This window comes from Sandaracinobacteroides saxicola, from assembly GCF_014117445.1.
Classification (GTDB): Bacteria; Pseudomonadota; Alphaproteobacteria; order Sphingomonadales; family Sphingomonadaceae; genus Sandaracinobacteroides_A; species Sandaracinobacteroides_A saxicola.
Window position 1 is genome coordinate 1,893,515 of the sequence record NZ_CP059851.1, and the last position, 16,491, is coordinate 1,910,005.

Genomic DNA, 16,491 nt, shown 5'->3' on the forward strand with positions numbered 1-16,491 from the left:
GTCAACCCGGCCAGCACTTGCCGTTCGCCTTTCCCGCCATTCTGGGGCATGGGGCGCACCCTATGCCTTTCAACAGCCTCCCCGCACCGCTCATGACGGCGCTTGCCGACCGTGGCTACGCCGCCCCCACCCCCGTCCAGGCCGCGGTCCTGGAACCCGGTGCCGAAACGCGGGACCTCCTCGTTTCCGCCCAGACCGGCTCCGGCAAGACCATCGCTTTCGGCCTCGCCATGGCACCGCAACTGCTCGATACCGATGGCTGCGCACCCCCCGCCGGCGCGCCGCTTGCGCTCGTCATCGCGCCCACCCGCGAACTGGCGCTTCAGGTCAGCCGTGAACTCGCCTGGCTCTACGCCGCCACCGGCCTGCGCATCGCCACCTGCGTCGGCGGCATGGACGCATCGAAAGAGCGCCGCGCCCTTCACCACGGCACCCACATCGTGGTCGGCACCCCCGGCCGCCTGCGCGACCATCTCGAACGCGGCGCCCTCATCCTGAACGGCATCGCCGTCGCCGTGCTCGATGAAGCCGACGAAATGCTCGACATGGGCTTCCGCGAGGACCTCGAACAACTGCTCGACGCCACGCCCGATACCCGCCGCACCTTCCTCTTTTCCGCCACCCTGCCCCGTCCCATCGTCGCGCTCGCCAAACGCTATCAGCGCGATGCCCTGCGCATCGCCACCACCGGCGAGGACCGCGGCCATGGCGACATTGCCTACCAGTGCGTCACCGTCGCCCCGGCGGATATCGAGAACGCCGTCGTCAACCTGCTGCGCTTCCACGAGGCACCCACGGCGATACTGTTCTGCGCCACCCGCGACAATGTCCGCCACCTCCACGCCAGCCTGGTCGAACGCGGGTTCGACGCCGTCGCGCTGTCCGGCGAACATAGCCAGTCCGAACGCAACCATGCCCTCCAGGCGCTGCGCGACCGGCGCGCCCGCATTTGCGTTGCGACTGACGTCGCCTCGCGCGGCATCGACCTTCCCAACCTCTCGCTCGTTGTCCATGTCGAACTCCCGCGCGATGCCGAAATCCTGCAACACCGCTCCGGTCGCACCGGCCGCGCCGGGAAAAAGGGCACCGCCGTCCTGATCGTCCCCTACCCTGCGCGCCGCCGTACCGAGGCGATGCTGCGCAACGCCCGGGTAGAGGCGCAATGGCTCCCCGTCCCCTCTCCCGACGCCATCCGGGCCCAGGATCATGCCCGCCTGCTCGACACCCTCCTTGAACTCCCGGCGGAGGCCGACGACAACGACACGGAACTTGCCGGCCGGCTGCTCGCCGAGCGCACGCCTGAACAGATCGCCGCGGCGCTGGTCCGCATCCACCGCGCGAAACTGCCCGCCGTCGAGGACCTGCTCGATGCCGGCGGCCCGCCACCCCGCGCCGAACGCCCCGACCGCAACCTGCCGCGTCCCGGCTTCGAGGACACGGTCTGGTTCCGCATGGACGTCGGCCGCCAGCAGAATGCCGACCCCCGCTGGATCATCCCGCTCATCGCGCGCCGCGGCCACATCACCAAGGCCGACATCGGCGCCATTCGCATCAGCGCGCAGGAAACCGCGTTCGAAATCCCGCGCGCGCTCGCCGCACGCTTCGCCGACGCCCTGAAACGCACCCATGGCGAGGACAAATCCCCCGAAGGCGCCATCCGCATCATTCCCGCCCACGGTCCCCCGGCGCGCGCCCACGGCCCCGCCCACGACCGCCCCCGCCCCAAAACCAACCGCTTCATCCGTCCAAAGTAATCCTCTCCCGCATCCGGGAGGGTGAGGGCTCATGTCAGAACCAGAAAGCGCCTCCCCCACTTGTGGGGGAGGCGACTCGCGCAAGCGAACGGGAGGGGGCATCCACGCAACGGCTCAAACCACCGTCACCGCTATCCCCGCCCTGAGCCGCGGCAACAACCCCAGCATCGCCTCCCGGCGCACCGCCAGGCACCCTTCCGTCGGTGCACCATCATCCCGCATCAGATGCCAGAAGATCGCGCTCCCCGCCCCGGCCACCACCGGCGCATCATTATGGCCCAGCACGACAATCACATCATACACCGCATCATCCCGCCACAGCCGCTCGGCCGAAAACCGGTGCGGATGCACCACCGGGCGATTGTAGGCGGGATCATCCACCCCGTCGCTCCAGCCGTCCGCCGGCCGCAGCCAGCGCCACGGCAGCACCAGCGGCATCGCCGCCACCCGGTCCGGCCGCAACAGCACGCCCCGCAACGCCCAGGTCCCGCGCGGCGTCGCGCCATCCCCCTCCCGTTTCGCCGCTGCATCCACCACGCCACCCCGCCCGGTCACGCACGGCACCGCCTCCCCGAACGCCCGCAGCACGCCCTCCGCCACGATCACAGCTGATGCCCCTGCCGGTCGCGCTTGGTCGCCAGATAGGCGGCGTTGTGCGGGTTCGCCGGCAGCACATGCGACACCCGCTCCACCACATGCACCCCGCCGGCCTCGAACGCCCCCACCTTCAGCGGATTGTTGGTGAGCAGGCGGATGCGTGCCACCCCCAGCTTGCCCAGCATTGCGGCCCCCAGCTCCAGGTCGCGCTCGTCCTCGGCAAAGCCCAGCCGCAGGTTCGCGTCCACCGTATCGAACCCCTGGTCCTGAAGCGCATAGGCGCGCAGCTTGTTCAGCAGCCCGATGCCCCGCCCTTCCTGTTGCAGATAGAGCAGCATGCCGCCCTCCGCCGCGATCCGCGCGATCGCCGCCTGCAACTGCGGGCCACAGTCGCACTTCAGGCTGCCCAGAAGGTCCCCCGTCAGACAGGCCGAATGCAGCCGTACCAGCGGCACGTCACCCGGCGAGCCGATGATCAGCGCAAGATGATCCGGGCCACCCTCATGCCGGCTGCGGAACGCCACCACCTGCGTGTCCGGCGCCGCCGCCAGCGGCAGCCGCGCCCGCGCGACCACATCCAGCGCCGCCGCCCGTCGCCATTGCAGCACCTCCGCGGCGTCCACCACCAGTGTGTCCGCCACCGCGCCATCGCGCACGAACAACGCCGGCAGCAGCGCCGCCCGCTTCGCCAGCCGCAGGGCCGCCGTCGCCGCCCGCTCGGCGGGCCCCAGATCGACAGACGGAAACGGCCCCTTGAACGGCGTCGCCAGGTCATCCACCGGGTCCGCCACGGCGTGCGGTTCCATCCACGCCGCCCGTGCCAGCCGCACCGCCCCCGCGCCGGCGGCCGCCCGCTGGTTGACGATCTTCAGTGTCGCGGCGCGTTCCGGCGTGATCAGCAGGTCGGCACCCGCCAGCGCCCCGCCGCGCTCCACCGCCTGCACGCTCAGCGCCACATCGCCGTCGCGCACCACCACGATTTCACCGCGCCGCAGGTCATCCACCCCGCGCGCGACCTCCAACTCGCTCAAAAGTCGAAATCCGCGATCAACGGCACATGGTCGCTGGGCTTCTCCCATCCCCGCGCCGCCACCAGCGTCGTCACCGCCCGCGCGCTGCCACGCACCTCCGGCGAGCACCAGACATGATCCAGCCGCCGACCGCGATTGGAGGCCGCCCAGTCCGCCGCGCGGTAACTCCACCAGGTGTAGAGCCGCGCCGGCGGTGGCACGAACAGCCGCCCCAAATCCGCCCAGCCATGGCTCGATTGCAACGCCGCCAGCGTCTCCACTTCGACGGGCGTATGGCTCACCACGTCCAGCAACGCCTTGTGATCCCACACATCCTCCGGCAAGGGTGCGATGTTGAAATCGCCCAGCACGATGCTCGGCTCGCGCAGCCCCTCGCTCCAGCGCGTCATCCGCCCCAGGAAATCCAGCTTCTGCCCGAACTTGGGATTGACCGTCCGATCGGGAATGTCCCCCCCGGCCGGCACATAGACATTCTCCAGCAGCACGCCATTCGGCAGCCGCACCCCCACATGCCGCGCCTCGCCATTGTCCTGCCAGTCGAAACGGTTGTTGGGGGTCAACGCCACCTTGCTGACGATCGCCACGCCATGATGCATCCGCTGCCCGGCCGGATAGACATGCGGGTAACCCATCGCCGCGAACGAGGCGTGCGGAAACAGCGCGTCCTCGCACTTCGTCTCCTGCAAACACAGCACGTCCGGTGCCTGCTCCCGCAGCAACCGCTCGACAATCCCGATCCGCGCCCGAACGCTGTTGATGTTCCAGCTGGCAATCCTGAAGCTCATGCCCCCGGTGTAAAACCGCGCGTGGCAGCCGTCACCCCCCTATCATGGCCCGCATTCCGCCTTCATGGCGTTGATGTGCGCGCTGTATCCCGCCGAGGGCGACGCCCAGCCGGCCGGCGACGTCGGGTTCGGCATCTCCCGTTGCGCCGCCTGTTTCAGGATCGCGCAATAGCTGGCGCGTTCCACGGTGATGCTGCCAACCCCGTGGCAACTCTTGCACCCGCCGCCGCCCGCCAGGGTCGCATTGGCGGGGTTGCTCCAGCCCAGGCTGTTCACCAGCGTATATTTCGCCGCCGCTGCCGTGGTGAACGGCAGGTCGGTCGCCGCCGGCACGCTGCCGTCGCGATTGCCCAGCGCCGTGTTGGGATGCAGCAGGAACACATTGTCGCCGCGATGGCACATCACGCACTTGCCACCGCCCGAAAGCGCCGGGTCATAGCCATCCGTCCAGGTGCTGGCGATCCGCCGCTGCGACGGTGTCGTCGGCACGAAGGTCGGCCCGCCACCGCGCAACCGGTTGTCCCAGATGCACGCCTTCGAGGTTGTCGCACTCTGGCAGATCACGCCCAGCGTCACCCCTGTCTTCGCCGGGCTGTCCCAGCGCGGCAGGGCGATGCATCCCCCCGCCGAACCGCCCGCCGGCGGCGTATAGGTCCAGACCTCCACGGGATCACCCGCCTGCAGGAACAGCCGGTTCTGCGGCTGGCTGCCCGGCCGCTTCACCCAGGCGGCATTGCCCCAGTCCGGCGGGATCGGCACGCCTTCCTTGCGGCAGTCGCGCGTATAGGCCGTGTCGACCATCCAGCTGATGTCCAGACAGCAGATCACCACCCGCTCGAAAATCTCGCGCGGGAAGCGGAATTCGCGCAGATAGTCCCGGTTGATCCGCGGAATTGCCTTCAACTGATGGCGATCCAGCAGCGCCACCTTCTGCGCCTCCAGCAGATAGTCCAGCCGCCATTGCGGCACCTTCAGCGCCCGCGCCACCGGCTCGACCGCCACCAGCCGCAGCAAATCGGTCATGTAGCGCGCCTCGGCACCTCCGAGCTTCGCCGCCTTCGGAATCGCCAGCAGCATCTCCCGGTTGCGCTGGTAATCCTTCGCGCGCACCTGCCCCGCCATGGCCTCCAGCGCCACCACCGCCGCCATCAACCGCTCGGCATCCACCTTCACCGGTTTCAGGTCGGCATTCACCGGCAGCCCATGATAGACATGCACCACCTGCCCATAGACGCCCGGCGCCCGCGCTTCGCGCTGCGCCTGCACGCCACCGGCAATCATCACCAATGTCAGGAAAACCAGTATCCGCATCGTAACCTCCCCAGTCCGATGCGACCCATTTATGAACTTTATGATATACCCCTGCGACAATCTGTCAACCGGCTTATTGGGGCCATGATCGACGGACGGTGCGCACAAAAATTTGGCGCCCGCTGCGGGGGCATGCAGCGGGCGCCGGTTTTGCGTTCGTCACGCAACGAGAAGTGAGGGAGCCGGTCAACAGGGGGCAAATACCGGCGGCCCGTCCTCGTGAACATCTTTTAGAACGACCAACCTTGCCTGAAACTGAATGGCAGGCAAAAAATTCTTCAGCCGCCCTTTCCCGGCGGCATTAGCCGACGGCGCGGGTCGACAAAGGCAAAGCGCCCCGCCGGAATCGCCGGGTTCCACACGATATTGCTCAGTTGCACCTGCGTCTGCTGCCCCTGCGCATCCACCACCCGCCATCCGGCCAGCGCCAACCCCCCCGGCGCGCCGGCGCTCCTCGACAGGAAAAAGGTGATCCGCCCCAGATCCGGCCGCTTCGGGTCGCTCGCCACCACCCCCACCATCCCCGGCACCGGCACCTCGCTGTCGGGCAGCACCCGCGCCACCCGCGACAGGTCGGCCCTGGGATCGAGCAGCACGCCCAGCGGTGTCGCCTTCACCGGCCATTGGCTCACCTGTCCCACCTTGTAATCGATGAAGCTCAGGTTGCGCCCGTCGGCCACCACCAGGATGCGCGCGCCCGGCCCATAGTCAAAGCGGATGCGCCCCGGCCGCTGCAGGCTCATCACGCCCCGCGCCTGCGAACCGTTGCCGGCGGTCTGCACGAAATCCGCCGTCATGCTGGTCGTCGCCACCAGCGCCGCCTGCACCTCCGCCAAAGACACGCCCTGCGCCGCCGCGGGCGCCGCGACCAGCGCCGCCATCAGAAAAAATTGTCTCATCGGCGAGGGCTTACGCGGCAACGCTTGAACGCGCCTTGAACGCCGCCAGCACCCCCGGCAGCAACACAAAGTCATCGATCAGCGCATCATGCGGCAGGCTCGCCACCGGCTCCACCGAGAATCCGAACGTCACCAGCACCGTCGGCACGCCCGCCGCCTGGCCCGTCAGCGCGTCGGTCATCGAATCCCCCACAAACGCGGCGTCGCCAGCCTCGCCGCCACAGGCGCGGATCGTCGCCCACAGATGCTCGGGATCGGGCTTGCGGACGCCCAGGCTGTCCGCCCCCAACACGGCCGCGAACCGCCCGCTCCACCCCAGTGCCGCCAGCAGCAGCCGGGTCAGCCCGATCGGCTTGTTGGTGCAGATGCCCAACACACAGCCCGCCGCGGACAGCCGATCCAGCGTCGGCTCCACCCCCTCGAATGCCCGGCTGTGCCGGGCAATATTGGCCGCATAATGCTCGAAAAAGGCGCAGAACGCCGCCTCCATCTCCGCGTCCGAACCCCCGCCGCTCGCCGCCAGCCCCTTCTCCAGCAGCTTGCGCGCGCCCTGTCCCACCATCGGGCGCACCGCTGCCACCGGCAGCCCCGGCCGCCCCACCGTCGCCAGGCCATGGTTCATTGCCGCCGCCAGGTCATCGGCGGTGTCCACCAGCGTCCCGTCCAGATCGAACACCAGCGTCCGCGGATAGATCAAACCCACGCCGCTTCCTTCTCCGCCGCCCGCCGGTCCAGTTCCGCCCGGCTCACCTTCTCGCTGGCGCTCTTCAGCTGGCCGCAGGCTGCCATGATGTCCCGCCCGCGCGGCGTGCGCACCGGCGCCGAAATCCCGGCGCGATAGATGATGTCGGAAAAGCGCGCGATCCGCTCCGGCGTCGAGGTCTCATAGCCCACCCCCGGCCAGGGATTGAACGGGATCAGGTTCACCTTCGCCGGCAGCCGATAGGACTGGATCAGCCGCACCAGCTCCTCGGCATCGGCGTCGCTGTCATTCTTGTCCCTCAGCATCACATATTCGAAGGTGATGCGCCGCGCGTTGTTCGCCCCAGGGTATGCCGCGCAGGCTGACAGCAGTTCCTGGATCCCATAGCGCTTGTTCAGCGGCACGATCTCGTCCCGCACCTCCTTGGTCACCGCGTGCAGGCTCACCGCCAGATTGACGCCGATCTCCTCCCCGGCGCGCGCCATCATCGGCACCACGCCGGATGTGGAGAGCGTGATCCGCCGTTTCGACAGCGCCAGGCCATCGCCATCCATCACGATATTCAGCGCCGCCTTCACATTCTCGAAATTGTACAGCGGCTCGCCCATCCCCATCATCACGATGTTGGTCAGCAACCGCCCATCCGGGCTGGAGGGCCATTCCCCCAGACTGTCCCGCGCCAGCATCACCTGCCCCACGATCTCCGCCGCGGTCAGGTTCCTGACCAGCTTCATCGTGCCGGTGTGGCAGAAGCGGCAGTTCAGCGTGCACCCCACCTGGCTCGACACGCACAGCGTCCCCCGGTCATGATCCGGAATGAACACCATCTCATACTCTTCGCCACCGCTGCGCAGCAGCCACTTGCGCGTCCCGTCGGTCGACACCTGCGCCGTCACAACCTCCGGCCGCCCGACCACGAACGCCCGCTCCAGCGCCTCGCGCATCGGCTTGGCGATATCGGTCATCAGCGCGAACTCGGTCACGCCGCGGTTGTAGATCCAGCTCCACAGCTGCCGCGCCCGCATCTTCGCGGTGCGCGCGTCCGCCACGCCGGCCGCGACCAGCGCGCCCGCCACATCGGCCCGCGCCAGTCCCACCAGGTCCACGCGGCCGTCACCCGCCGGCATCGTCCGCGGCACCGGCACCGGGTCCACCGCGCCGGCAATCGTCATCAATTCGGTATCCATGGCCGCCGCCATAGCGAAAAGCCTGACCTCTTGCCAGCCACGCGCCATTTGCTATCCTATCACCAACCTCCGCACGAGGCCGGCGGGTCGGCATGGACCATCGAAAGGACCCTCTCGATGCGCCTCAACCATGTCACGCTCCCCGCCCAAGACCTCGCCGCCAGCCTCGCCTTCTACCGCGCGCTCGGCCTCCAGCTCATCGTGCTCGCCGAACCGCGCTACGCCCGCTTCGCCGTCGACGATCAGAGCACCCTCTCCATCGAGGTCACCCCGGACGCGCGCGCCGGCACCGCCGAGATCTTCCTCGCCGCCGACGATGTCGACGCCGCCCACGCCGCCGCCGCCGCGAACGGCCTCCGCTTCGATTGGCCGCCCACCGACCAGAGCTACCTCTGGCGCACTGCCCAGGTCACCGACCCGGCGGGCAACCGCATCCTGCTCTACCATGCCGGCACCAACCAGCATTTCCCGCCCTGGCGCCTGCCCGGCTGACGGGAACCACAGCCCTCCCGCGCGCTTCATCGCGGCAGGAGAGAAGCCATGCCCCAGGGTGACAAGGCCGCCTACTCCGACAAACAGAAACGCAAGGCCGCGCACATCGCCGAAAGCTACGAGGAACGCGGTGTTCCCGAAGCGGAGGCGGAAGCCCGCGCCTGGGCCACCGTCAACAAGCAGGACGGCGGCGGCAAAAAGAGCGGATCAGGCCGAAAGCGGTCGGCTTGAGTTCGCTCCCTGTCACCCTGTGCGTCGGCATCCCTTACAACCGGCAGCAGTGAATAAATGTTAACCTATTGTGTTTGCTCATATTGGTCACTTGGCGCATGAATTGCATGGTGGATGATACAGCCCTGATCCAGTCGGGCCTTAACGGGAGTCCTGCACATGCGCCTCGTCGCCCTCGCCGCCCTCGCGGCCATCGCGGCCATCGCCGCCCCGGCCTCCGCCGCCGTCAACATCTGGTCCACCAGCTTCGACAGCGGCTATTTCGAAACCACCGGCCCCTTTCCCTGGAGCAGCCTCGGCGTCACCTTCGGTGGCGGCACCATCGAAAGCAGCGGCTCTGTCCCCGGTTCGGGCACATCGCTCTTCCGCAACACCACGCCCGGCACCACCATCTTCGACGCCACCGGCCTCGGGGCCCACACCAGTCTCGAACTCGGCTTCGACATCACCTTCGTCGACAGCTGGGACAGCGACAATGGCGTCCCCGGCGTCACGCCCGACTGGCTGTTCGTCAACATCGATGGCATGGCCCCGATGCAGTGGACCGTGCCTAACCAATCCGGCAGCAACACCGTCATCGCGCCCACTTGCTCGCTCCTCAGCAGCGGCTCGAACACGGTCGGCAATGGCTTCGTCGATGCCACCTACCGCTGTGCCTTCAGCTTCGCGCACAGCACCAACACCTGGGGCATGACCATCGCCGCCGGCGGTGCCGGCTTCCAATATGGCAACGACGAAAGCTGGGCGATCGACAATTTCAGCCTCGCCGCCAACGCCGTCCCCGAGCCCGCCACATGGGCGATGCTCATCGCCGGTTTCGGGCTGGTCGGTGTCGCCATGCGGCGCCGCAAGACGCTCGCGGCCTGATCGACACCATCCGGCGATGCCGGTCGGGGCAACCCGGCCGGCATCGTCCTATGGCTGCCGCGCCCATTCGATCGGCCTGATCGCCGGCAGCAGCACGGACCAGCAAAGCGCCGCGGCCACCGCTAACAGCGCCGCCAGCATGAACGCCGCGCTGTAATTGCCGGTCGCGTCAACCAGCATCCCCGTGATGACCGGCCCGACGATTCCGGAAAAGTTCGCCGTGCCATTCTGCACCCCCACCCAGCGCCCCGCCGCCGCCGGCCCCGCGAAACACTGCGAAATCGCATAGAGCAAGGCGCCCCCCGCCCCCACCGTCGCCGCGGTCAAGACCAGGGCCAGCGCGATGACCGGCATCGACGCCGCCGTCCCCGCCACGACCAGCGCCGCCGCACAGCTGAGGTAGATGCCGATCATCAGGGCCTTGCGACGCCAGGATTCGTCCGCCCGCCCCACCACGAACCGGTCGGCCACCTGCCCCGCCAGCAGCGCCCCCACCGCCTGCGCGCAGAAGATGCCGCCCGCCAGAACTGCCATCTCGCTCGTGGACAGTCCGCGCTCCCGCACCAGAAACAGCGGCAACCAGGCAATCACGAAATACAGCACATAATTGCCGGAAAAATGCCCGGCCGACGCCGACCACAGCGCCCGCGTGCCGACAATCGCGCGATAGGACACGCGCGGCCCCGCAACCACCGCCGCCACCGGTTCCGCCAGCCCCGCCGTCGCACGGTGCCAGGGCCACAGCCACAGCAGGGTCACCGCCCCCGCCACCACGAATGCCGCCTGCCACCCCAGCCCCGCGATCAGCAATCCGCCCGCCAGCGCCGACAGCGCCTGCCCCAGCGCGATCGCCGCGATCATCGCCCCGTTCCAGCGCGCCTGCCAGTGCGGCTCACCATGCCGCAGGATGAATTTGGACATGGCGGGAAAGGTCACCGCCTGCCCCAGCCCCTTCAGCAGCCGCGCCGCCACCAGCCCGCCCAGCCCCGTCACCAGCGCGATCGCACCCGTTCCAAGGCCCCACAAGGCCACGCCGCCGGCATATTGCCGATACAGCCGATGGCGGTCGACCAGCCAGCCCGAGACATATTGGAACGGCGCATAGACCCAGAAAAACGCCGACACCGCCAGGCCGAACTGCGTCGCCGACAGGTCGAAACTGTCCGAGATCGCCGGCCCCGCCACCGGCAGCAGGCCCCGGTCGACATAGCTGAGGAACAGCGCCAGCAGCGCCAGCCACAACAAACGTGCCCCCCGCGCGCCGCGCGCTTCCGCCACCACCCCCTGCTGCATGAACGCTCTCCCCCGGCACAGCCTCCCCGCCACGCCGCGCCCTGTCAACCGCCTGCCCATCCTCCCCCACCTCGTGTGGGGGAGGTGGCACGAGCGTAGCGAGTGACGGAGGGGGAAACCTAAGCCGCCCCCATCCGCGCCACCCCGCTCCCCACCACCAGCGGCACCTCGGCACCCTTGTCGATCCGCATCACCGTCCCCTGCGGCACATCCACCGCGATCGGCACGCCCCCATAATCCGGCCCGCCCACCAGAATCCCGCGCAGCACCCGCGCCGTCATGCCATGGCTGATCACCAGCATCGGCCCCTCGCCGGCCTCCCGCATCCAGTCCCGCAACCGCACCGCGATGTCGGCATAGCTCTCGCCGCCCGGAATCGGCATCCGGAACAACCGCCGATCCAGGTCCAGGATCGGCCCCTCCGCCGCCACGATCTCGGCATAGCTGCGCCCGGTCCAGCGCCCCACCTCGATCTCCCGCAGCCGCGCATCCTGCCGGATGGCGAAGAAATCCACCCCCAGATGATCGGCGACGATCGCCGCGGTCTGCTGCGTCCGTCCGGCCGTCGAACACCAGATCGGCGGCACCGCCTCGCCGCTCGCGGCGAAATGCGCCACCAGCGCCGCCCCCATCGCATCGGCCTGCATCACACCCGCCAGCGTCAGCGGCGTATGCGCGTCATTCCCCTGCATCCGCGCCGCCCGGTTGAACACCGTCTCCGCGTGCCGCGCCAGATAGATCACACCCATCGTTCCCCTTCCCACGAAGTTGAATCCCCCGCCCCCTCCCCCTTTTCGCAGTCGCGTGGGGCGGCTATCAGCGTGCCCATGGCGAACAAGATCCACCCCACCGCCGCCGCCGCACTCGACGGCCTGCTGTTCGACGGCATGACCATCGTCTCGGGCGGCTTCGGCCTGTGCGGCATTCCGGAAAACAGCATCGCCGCCATCCGCGCGCACGGCGTCAAGCGCCTCACCATCGTCTCCAACAATGCCGGCGTCGATGGCTTCGGCCTCGGCCAGCTGCTGGAAACCCGCCAGGTCGCCAAAATGATCAGCAGCTATGTCGGCGAGAACAAGGAGTTCGAACGCCAGTATCTCGCCGGCGAGCTGGAGCTGGAGTTCACGCCGCAGGGCACGCTCGCCGAACGCATCCGCGCCGGCGGCGCCGGCATCCCCGGCTTCTACACCCGCACCGGCGTCGGCACGCTGATTGCCGAGGGCAAGGAGCACAAGGAGTTCGACGGCGAAACCTACATCCTGGAGCGCGGCATCCGCGCCGACCTCGCCATCGTGAAGGCATGGAAGGCCGACACCAGCGGCAACCTCATCTTCCGCAAGACCGCGCGCAACTTCAACCCCATGGCCGCCACCGCCGGCCGTGTCACCGTCGCCGAGGTGGAGGAGATCGTCCCCGAAGGCAGCCTCGACCCGGACGCGATCCACACGCCCGGCGTCTATGTCCAGCGCCTCGTCCAGGCGACGTTCGAAAAGCGCATCGAACAGCGCACCGTTCGCCCGCGCGAAACAGCATGAATCAGGGCACCGCCTGGCTGACGGCGGGCGGCGTCCTCAGCGCCGCCGCCGCCATCCTGCATGTCGGCGTCATCTTCGGTGGCCCCTCCTGGTACCGCTTCTTCGGTGCGGGAGAGGCGATGGCACGGATGGCCGAACGCGGTGCCTGGCAGCCGACGGTCATCACGCTCGGCATCGCCAGCATCCTGCTGGCCTGGGCGGCCTATGCCTTTTCCGGCGCCGGATGGATCATGCGGCTCCCCCTGCTGCGCACCGGCCTCGTGGTGATCAGCGCCATCTACCTGCTGCGCGGCCTGGTGCTGTTCCACGCGATGATCTTCATGCCCGACGTCGTCACGCCCTTTCTCACATGGTCATCGCTGATCGTCCTGATCTACGGCCTCGCCTACGCCATCGGCACCTGGCTCGCCTGGCCCGCCCTGAGCCTGAAAGGAACCGCATGATGTCCCTCCAAACGATCGGCTGGACCCGCGACGAGATGGCCGCCCGCGCCGCTGCCGAGCTGCGCGACGGCTTCTACGTCAACCTCGGGATTGGCATGCCCACGCTGGTCGCCAACCACGCCGGCGGCCTCGACATCACCCTGCAATCCGAAAACGGCATGCTCGGCATGGGGCCTTTTCCCTATGAGGGGGAGGAAGACCCCGACCTCATCAACGCCGGCAAGCAGACCATCACCGAACTCCCCCGCACCGCCTATTTCAGCAGCGCCGACAGCTTCGCCATGATCCGCGGCGGCCACATGGACCTATCGATCCTCGGCGCCATGGAGGTCGCGGAAAACGGCGACCTTGCCAACTGGATGGTGCCCGGCAAGATGGTGAAAGGCATGGGCGGCGCCATGGATCTGGTCGCCGGCGCCCGTCGTATCGTCGTCATGATGGAGCATACCGACAAGAAGGGCGCGCCCAAGTTCGTGCCCGCCTGCACCCTGCCGCTGACCGGCCGCAACGTCGTCGATGTCCTCATCACCGACCTCGCCGTGTTCGACCGCCCCGATCGCCAAAGCCCCTTCCGCCTCCGCGAAACCGCCCCCGGCGTCACCGCCACCGACGTCGCCGCCAAAACCACCGCTACCTTCATTCGCTAAGCCCGATACCACCTCTCCCCCGGCACGGGGGAGCGACTCGGCGCAGCCGAGCGGAGGGGGCCAGCAAAACCGGCACAAAATCGCTACCGCGCCAACACCCCCCTGATCGCCGCCGCATCCGCCCGCGGCAACGCCACGTGCCGCGCCCCCATCGCCGCCGCCAGGGCCACGCCCTCCGCCCGCACCCGCGTCGAGCTGTCGATCAGCACCACCGAAAATCCCTGCAATCCCCGCGCCGCCGCCAGCGCATCCTCCACCGCCGGCAACTCTCCGCGTGACACGTTCGCCCGCGCATCGGTCAGGAACACGACCTGCGCCTGCCGCCCCCGCGCCACGATGGCCCGCGCCACCGCCGCCGCGGCTTCGATCGCCGCGCCCAGCGGCGTGCCCCCACCCCCCACCATGTCCCCCAGCGCCCGCTTTGCCCGCGCCAGGCTCCGCGTCGGCGGCAGCAGCAGCTCCGCCCCCTCGCCGCGGAAGGCGATCAGCGCCACTTCGTCCCGCCGCACATAGGCATCGGCCAGCAACAGCTCGACCGCCCCCTTCGCCTCGTTCAACCGCGCCAGTGCGCTCGATCCCGACGCATCCACCACGAACAGCGTCGTCGCCCCCGCCCGCCGCAACCGCCGCCGCACGCGAAAATCCGATTTCGACACGCGCATTACCCCGCCGCGGCCACCGCGCAGCCCCTGCCAGGGCGCCGCCGCCTTCAGCGTCTCCACCAGGTCCAGCCGCCAGCTGCCCCGCGGCGCCCCCATCCGCACCCGCCCGCGCCGGCCATTGGCCGGCGCCGCCCGCTCCCGCCCCTTCCCCCGCCCGCCGCTGCTGCCCCGCGGCGCCTGCCCCGCCGCCAGCGCCGCCAGCAGCCCCGCCGGCAGCGCCGCCCGCACCGCCTCCACCAGCATCTCTGCCAGCGCGGCCTCACCGCTGTCCTCCGGCGCATCCCCGGGGTCCGGTGGCGACGGCGGTGCATCCGCCGCCGCCGCGCCCGGCAACGCCCGTGCCCGCGGCATGAGCACCAGCCGCACCGCCCGGGCCAGATCCTGCTCGCCCGCCTCCGCCCGCCCGAACAACCCCGCCGCTGCCCGCGCCGCCCGACACGCAAACAAAAGCGGCCGCAGGGACGGGATCGCCAGCGCCGCCGCCGCCGCGCTCAACCCCTCCACCGCCCCCGCCGGCAGCGCCGCATCCGCCCGCCCCGCCACCGGCCACCCCGACGGCGCCACCCGCAACCCCCGCAGGTCCAGCATCAACCCCACCCGCTCCACCAGCACCGGCGCGACGCCGGCATCCTCCTCCACCCCCTCATCGATCAGCACCAGCCGGAATCCCGCCCCCGCATCCATCGCCGCGGCGATCGTCGCCGCCACCCCCGGCTCCAGCCGTTCCGCCCCCGGCACCAACAGCACACCCCCGTCCGCCCCCGCCAGCAACCCCGCCGCCATCACCGGCCGCCGGGCCGCCAATGTCGCCGCCAGATCGACGCCCCCCGTCAGCCGCTCCGGCTCAACACTCCCCGGCACCCGCACCCATGGCGCCCCTTCGGGCAGCCGCCCGCGCAACGCCGCCAGCCAGCCCTCCAGCACCGGGCCACCGTCGCTCCGCAGCACCACGCCCCGCAGCCCCGCATCCGCCGCCAGCATCGCGGCTGACGCTTCCGCATCTGCCAGCGCCTCGCTCACGGCATCTGCCTCACAATGCGGCCAGCGCCCGTTCGATCCGCGCCGTCGATCCGCTGTCATCCAGCGGATTCTTCCGCAGCCGGTGCCGCAGCGCACTCGGCGCCACCGCCGCCAGATGCGCCGGCCCCACCGCCTTCTTCCCTTCCAGCGCGGCCGCCGCCCGCGCCGCCCGCATCAGCGTCAGCTCACCCCGCAGGCCATCCGCCCCCACCGCCATGCACAGCCGCGTCGCCCGCTCCAGCATCGCATCGGGCACCACCACCTTCCCCAGCGCCTTCTTCGCCTTCGCCAGCGCCTTCAGCGTCGCCGCCTCGGCATCGGCAAACCGCGCCATGAAGGCGTCCGGATCGCGGTCGAACGCATCGCAGCGCCGCACGATCTCCACCCGCTCCGCCATGTCGGTCGGCGTCGTCACTTCCACCGACAGGCCAAAGCGATCCAGCAGCTGCGGCCGCAACTCCCCCTCCTCCGGATTGCCGCTGCCGATCAGCAGGAAGCGCGCCGGATGCCGCACGCTCAGCCCCTCTCGCTCCACCAGATTCTCGCCACTCGCCGCCACGTCCAGCAGCAGGTCGACCAGATGATCCTCCAGCAGGTTGACCTCGTCGATATACAGGAACCCCCGGTGCGCCCGCGCCAGCAGCCCCGGCTCGAATCGTTTCTCGCCGCTTACCAGCGCGCGCTCCAGGTCCAGCGCCCCCAGCACCCGGTCCTCGGTCGCCCCCAGCGGCAGGTCCACGAACGGCACCGGCGCCTCCACCGCCTTCGCGTGCCTCAGCTCGCCGGCATCCGGATAGCGTTCGCGCTCCGCCGGATCGGCGTTATAACGGCTCCCCGCCACCACCTTGATGGGCGGCAGCAGCGCCGCCAGCGCCCGCACCGCGGTGGATTTCCCCGTCCCCCGGTCGCCGAACACCATCACCCCGCCCAGCCGCGGCTCCACCGCCGCCAGCAACAAAGCCTGCCTCATCGCGTTCTGGCCCACGATGGCGGAGAATGGAAATTTCGCCTTCATCCCCTATAGGTAGCAGCGC

17 protein-coding genes and 1 pseudogene are annotated in these 16,491 nt (G+C 69.5%); 7 read left to right on the forward strand and 11 right to left on the reverse strand.

The genetic code is table 11. The annotated features are described in order from the left end of the window. Nucleotides 1-62: 62 nt before the first annotated feature. Nucleotides 63-1,754: a DEAD/DEAH box helicase gene (locus H3309_RS09505; protein WP_182294502.1), complete on the forward strand. Its 1,692-nt coding sequence runs from the start codon at nucleotides 63-65 to the stop codon at nucleotides 1,752-1,754. A gap of 114 nt (nucleotides 1,755-1,868) precedes the next feature. Here H3309_RS09505 and H3309_RS09510 read toward each other — a convergent pair whose 3' ends face one another. The 7 genes from H3309_RS09510 to rlmN form a co-directional block, all read right to left on the reverse strand. Continuing rightward, nucleotides 1,869-2,360 carry a L,D-transpeptidase family protein gene (locus H3309_RS09510; protein WP_182294503.1) on the reverse strand — a complete coding sequence of 164 codons (492 nt, stop codon included), beginning with the start codon at nucleotides 2,358-2,360 and terminating at the stop codon, nucleotides 1,869-1,871. Continuing rightward, the gene (locus tag H3309_RS09515; RefSeq protein ID WP_182294504.1) at nucleotides 2,357-3,430 is read right to left on the reverse strand and encodes a GTP cyclohydrolase II; all 1,074 of its coding nucleotides are present in this window, start codon (nucleotides 3,428-3,430) and stop codon (nucleotides 2,357-2,359) included. The genes H3309_RS09510 and H3309_RS09515 overlap by 4 nt, the downstream gene beginning before the upstream one ends. Continuing rightward, on the reverse strand, nucleotides 3,379-4,167 hold the full coding sequence (locus H3309_RS09520; RefSeq protein WP_182294505.1) for an exodeoxyribonuclease III: 789 nt from the start codon (nucleotides 4,165-4,167) through the stop codon (nucleotides 3,379-3,381). Before H3309_RS09520 ends, H3309_RS09515 begins: the two co-directional genes overlap by 52 nt. A gap of 42 nt (nucleotides 4,168-4,209) precedes the next feature. Then, nucleotides 4,210-5,478, reverse strand: coding sequence for a hypothetical protein (locus tag H3309_RS09525; protein ID WP_182294506.1), 1,269 nt, complete (start codon nucleotides 5,476-5,478; stop codon nucleotides 4,210-4,212). Nucleotides 5,479-5,756: 278 nt separating this feature from the next. Then, nucleotides 5,757-6,377, reverse strand: coding sequence for a LolA family protein (locus H3309_RS09530; protein ID WP_182294507.1), 621 nt, complete (start codon nucleotides 6,375-6,377; stop codon nucleotides 5,757-5,759). Nucleotides 6,378-6,387: 10 nt separating this feature from the next. Continuing rightward, nucleotides 6,388-7,080 carry a phosphoglycolate phosphatase gene (gene gph, locus H3309_RS09535; RefSeq protein WP_243453677.1) on the reverse strand — a complete coding sequence of 231 codons (693 nt, stop codon included), beginning with the start codon at nucleotides 7,078-7,080 and terminating at the stop codon, nucleotides 6,388-6,390. Continuing rightward, nucleotides 7,071-8,267 carry a 23S rRNA (adenine(2503)-C(2))-methyltransferase RlmN gene (gene rlmN, locus H3309_RS09540; protein ID WP_243453678.1) on the reverse strand — a complete coding sequence of 399 codons (1,197 nt, stop codon included), beginning with the start codon at nucleotides 8,265-8,267 and terminating at the stop codon, nucleotides 7,071-7,073. Before rlmN ends, gph begins: the two co-directional genes overlap by 10 nt. Nucleotides 8,268-8,384: 117 nt before the next feature. On the opposite strand from rlmN, the gene H3309_RS09545 reads away from it, so the two are divergent. The 3 genes and pseudogenes from H3309_RS09545 to H3309_RS17290 all read left to right on the forward strand — a co-directional run bounded on the left by H3309_RS09545 (nucleotide 8,385) and on the right by H3309_RS17290 (nucleotide 9,857). After that, nucleotides 8,385-8,759 (forward strand): VOC family protein, encoded by a 375-nt coding sequence (locus H3309_RS09545; protein WP_182294508.1) that lies wholly within the window; start codon nucleotides 8,385-8,387, stop codon nucleotides 8,757-8,759. A 48-nt stretch (nucleotides 8,760-8,807) separates the two neighbouring features. Beyond that, nucleotides 8,808-8,984: pseudogene (locus tag H3309_RS09550) on the forward strand (plasmid stabilization protein); the annotation flags it as partial. A 165-nt stretch (nucleotides 8,985-9,149) separates the two neighbouring features. Then, nucleotides 9,150-9,857: a PEPxxWA-CTERM sorting domain-containing protein gene (locus H3309_RS17290; RefSeq protein WP_182294510.1), complete on the forward strand. Its 708-nt coding sequence runs from the start codon at nucleotides 9,150-9,152 to the stop codon at nucleotides 9,855-9,857. Nucleotides 9,858-9,905: 48 nt separating this feature from the next. On the opposite strand, the gene H3309_RS09560 is transcribed toward H3309_RS17290, so the two are convergent. Then, nucleotides 9,906-11,150 carry an MFS transporter gene (locus H3309_RS09560; protein WP_182294511.1) on the reverse strand — a complete coding sequence of 415 codons (1,245 nt, stop codon included), beginning with the start codon at nucleotides 11,148-11,150 and terminating at the stop codon, nucleotides 9,906-9,908. Nucleotides 11,151-11,269: 119 nt separating this feature from the next. Next, nucleotides 11,270-11,899, reverse strand: a complete 630-nt coding sequence (locus H3309_RS09565) for a histidine phosphatase family protein (RefSeq protein ID WP_182294512.1) — start codon at nucleotides 11,897-11,899, stop codon at nucleotides 11,270-11,272. Nucleotides 11,900-11,977: 78 nt separating this feature from the next. On the opposite strand from H3309_RS09565, the gene H3309_RS09570 reads away from it, so the two are divergent. Genes H3309_RS09570 through H3309_RS09580 form a run of 3 tightly spaced genes read left to right on the forward strand, consistent with a single transcriptional unit; the run spans nucleotide 11,978 to nucleotide 13,775 of the window. Next, on the forward strand, nucleotides 11,978-12,685 hold the full coding sequence (locus H3309_RS09570) for a CoA transferase subunit A (RefSeq protein WP_182294513.1): 708 nt from the start codon (nucleotides 11,978-11,980) through the stop codon (nucleotides 12,683-12,685). Continuing rightward, nucleotides 12,682-13,128, forward strand: coding sequence for a hypothetical protein (locus tag H3309_RS09575; protein ID WP_182294514.1), 447 nt, complete (start codon nucleotides 12,682-12,684; stop codon nucleotides 13,126-13,128). The genes H3309_RS09570 and H3309_RS09575 overlap by 4 nt, the downstream gene beginning before the upstream one ends. Before the next feature lie 14 nt (nucleotides 13,129-13,142). Continuing rightward, nucleotides 13,143-13,775 carry a CoA transferase subunit B gene (locus H3309_RS09580; protein ID WP_182298625.1) on the forward strand — a complete coding sequence of 211 codons (633 nt, stop codon included), beginning with the start codon at nucleotides 13,143-13,145 and terminating at the stop codon, nucleotides 13,773-13,775. An 83-nt stretch (nucleotides 13,776-13,858) separates the two neighbouring features. Here the strand turns inward: H3309_RS09580 and H3309_RS17565 are convergent, their stop codons facing one another. Together H3309_RS17565 and bchI are read right to left on the reverse strand one after the other, a co-directional pair. Then, on the reverse strand, nucleotides 13,859-15,457 hold the full coding sequence (locus H3309_RS17565; RefSeq protein WP_256400418.1) for a VWA domain-containing protein: 1,599 nt from the start codon (nucleotides 15,455-15,457) through the stop codon (nucleotides 13,859-13,861). 10 nt (nucleotides 15,458-15,467) lie between these two features. After that, entirely contained in the window at nucleotides 15,468-16,472 is a 1,005-nt protein-coding gene (gene bchI / locus H3309_RS09590; RefSeq protein WP_182294516.1) for a magnesium chelatase ATPase subunit I, read from the reverse strand. Nucleotides 16,473-16,491: the final 19 nt, after the last annotated feature.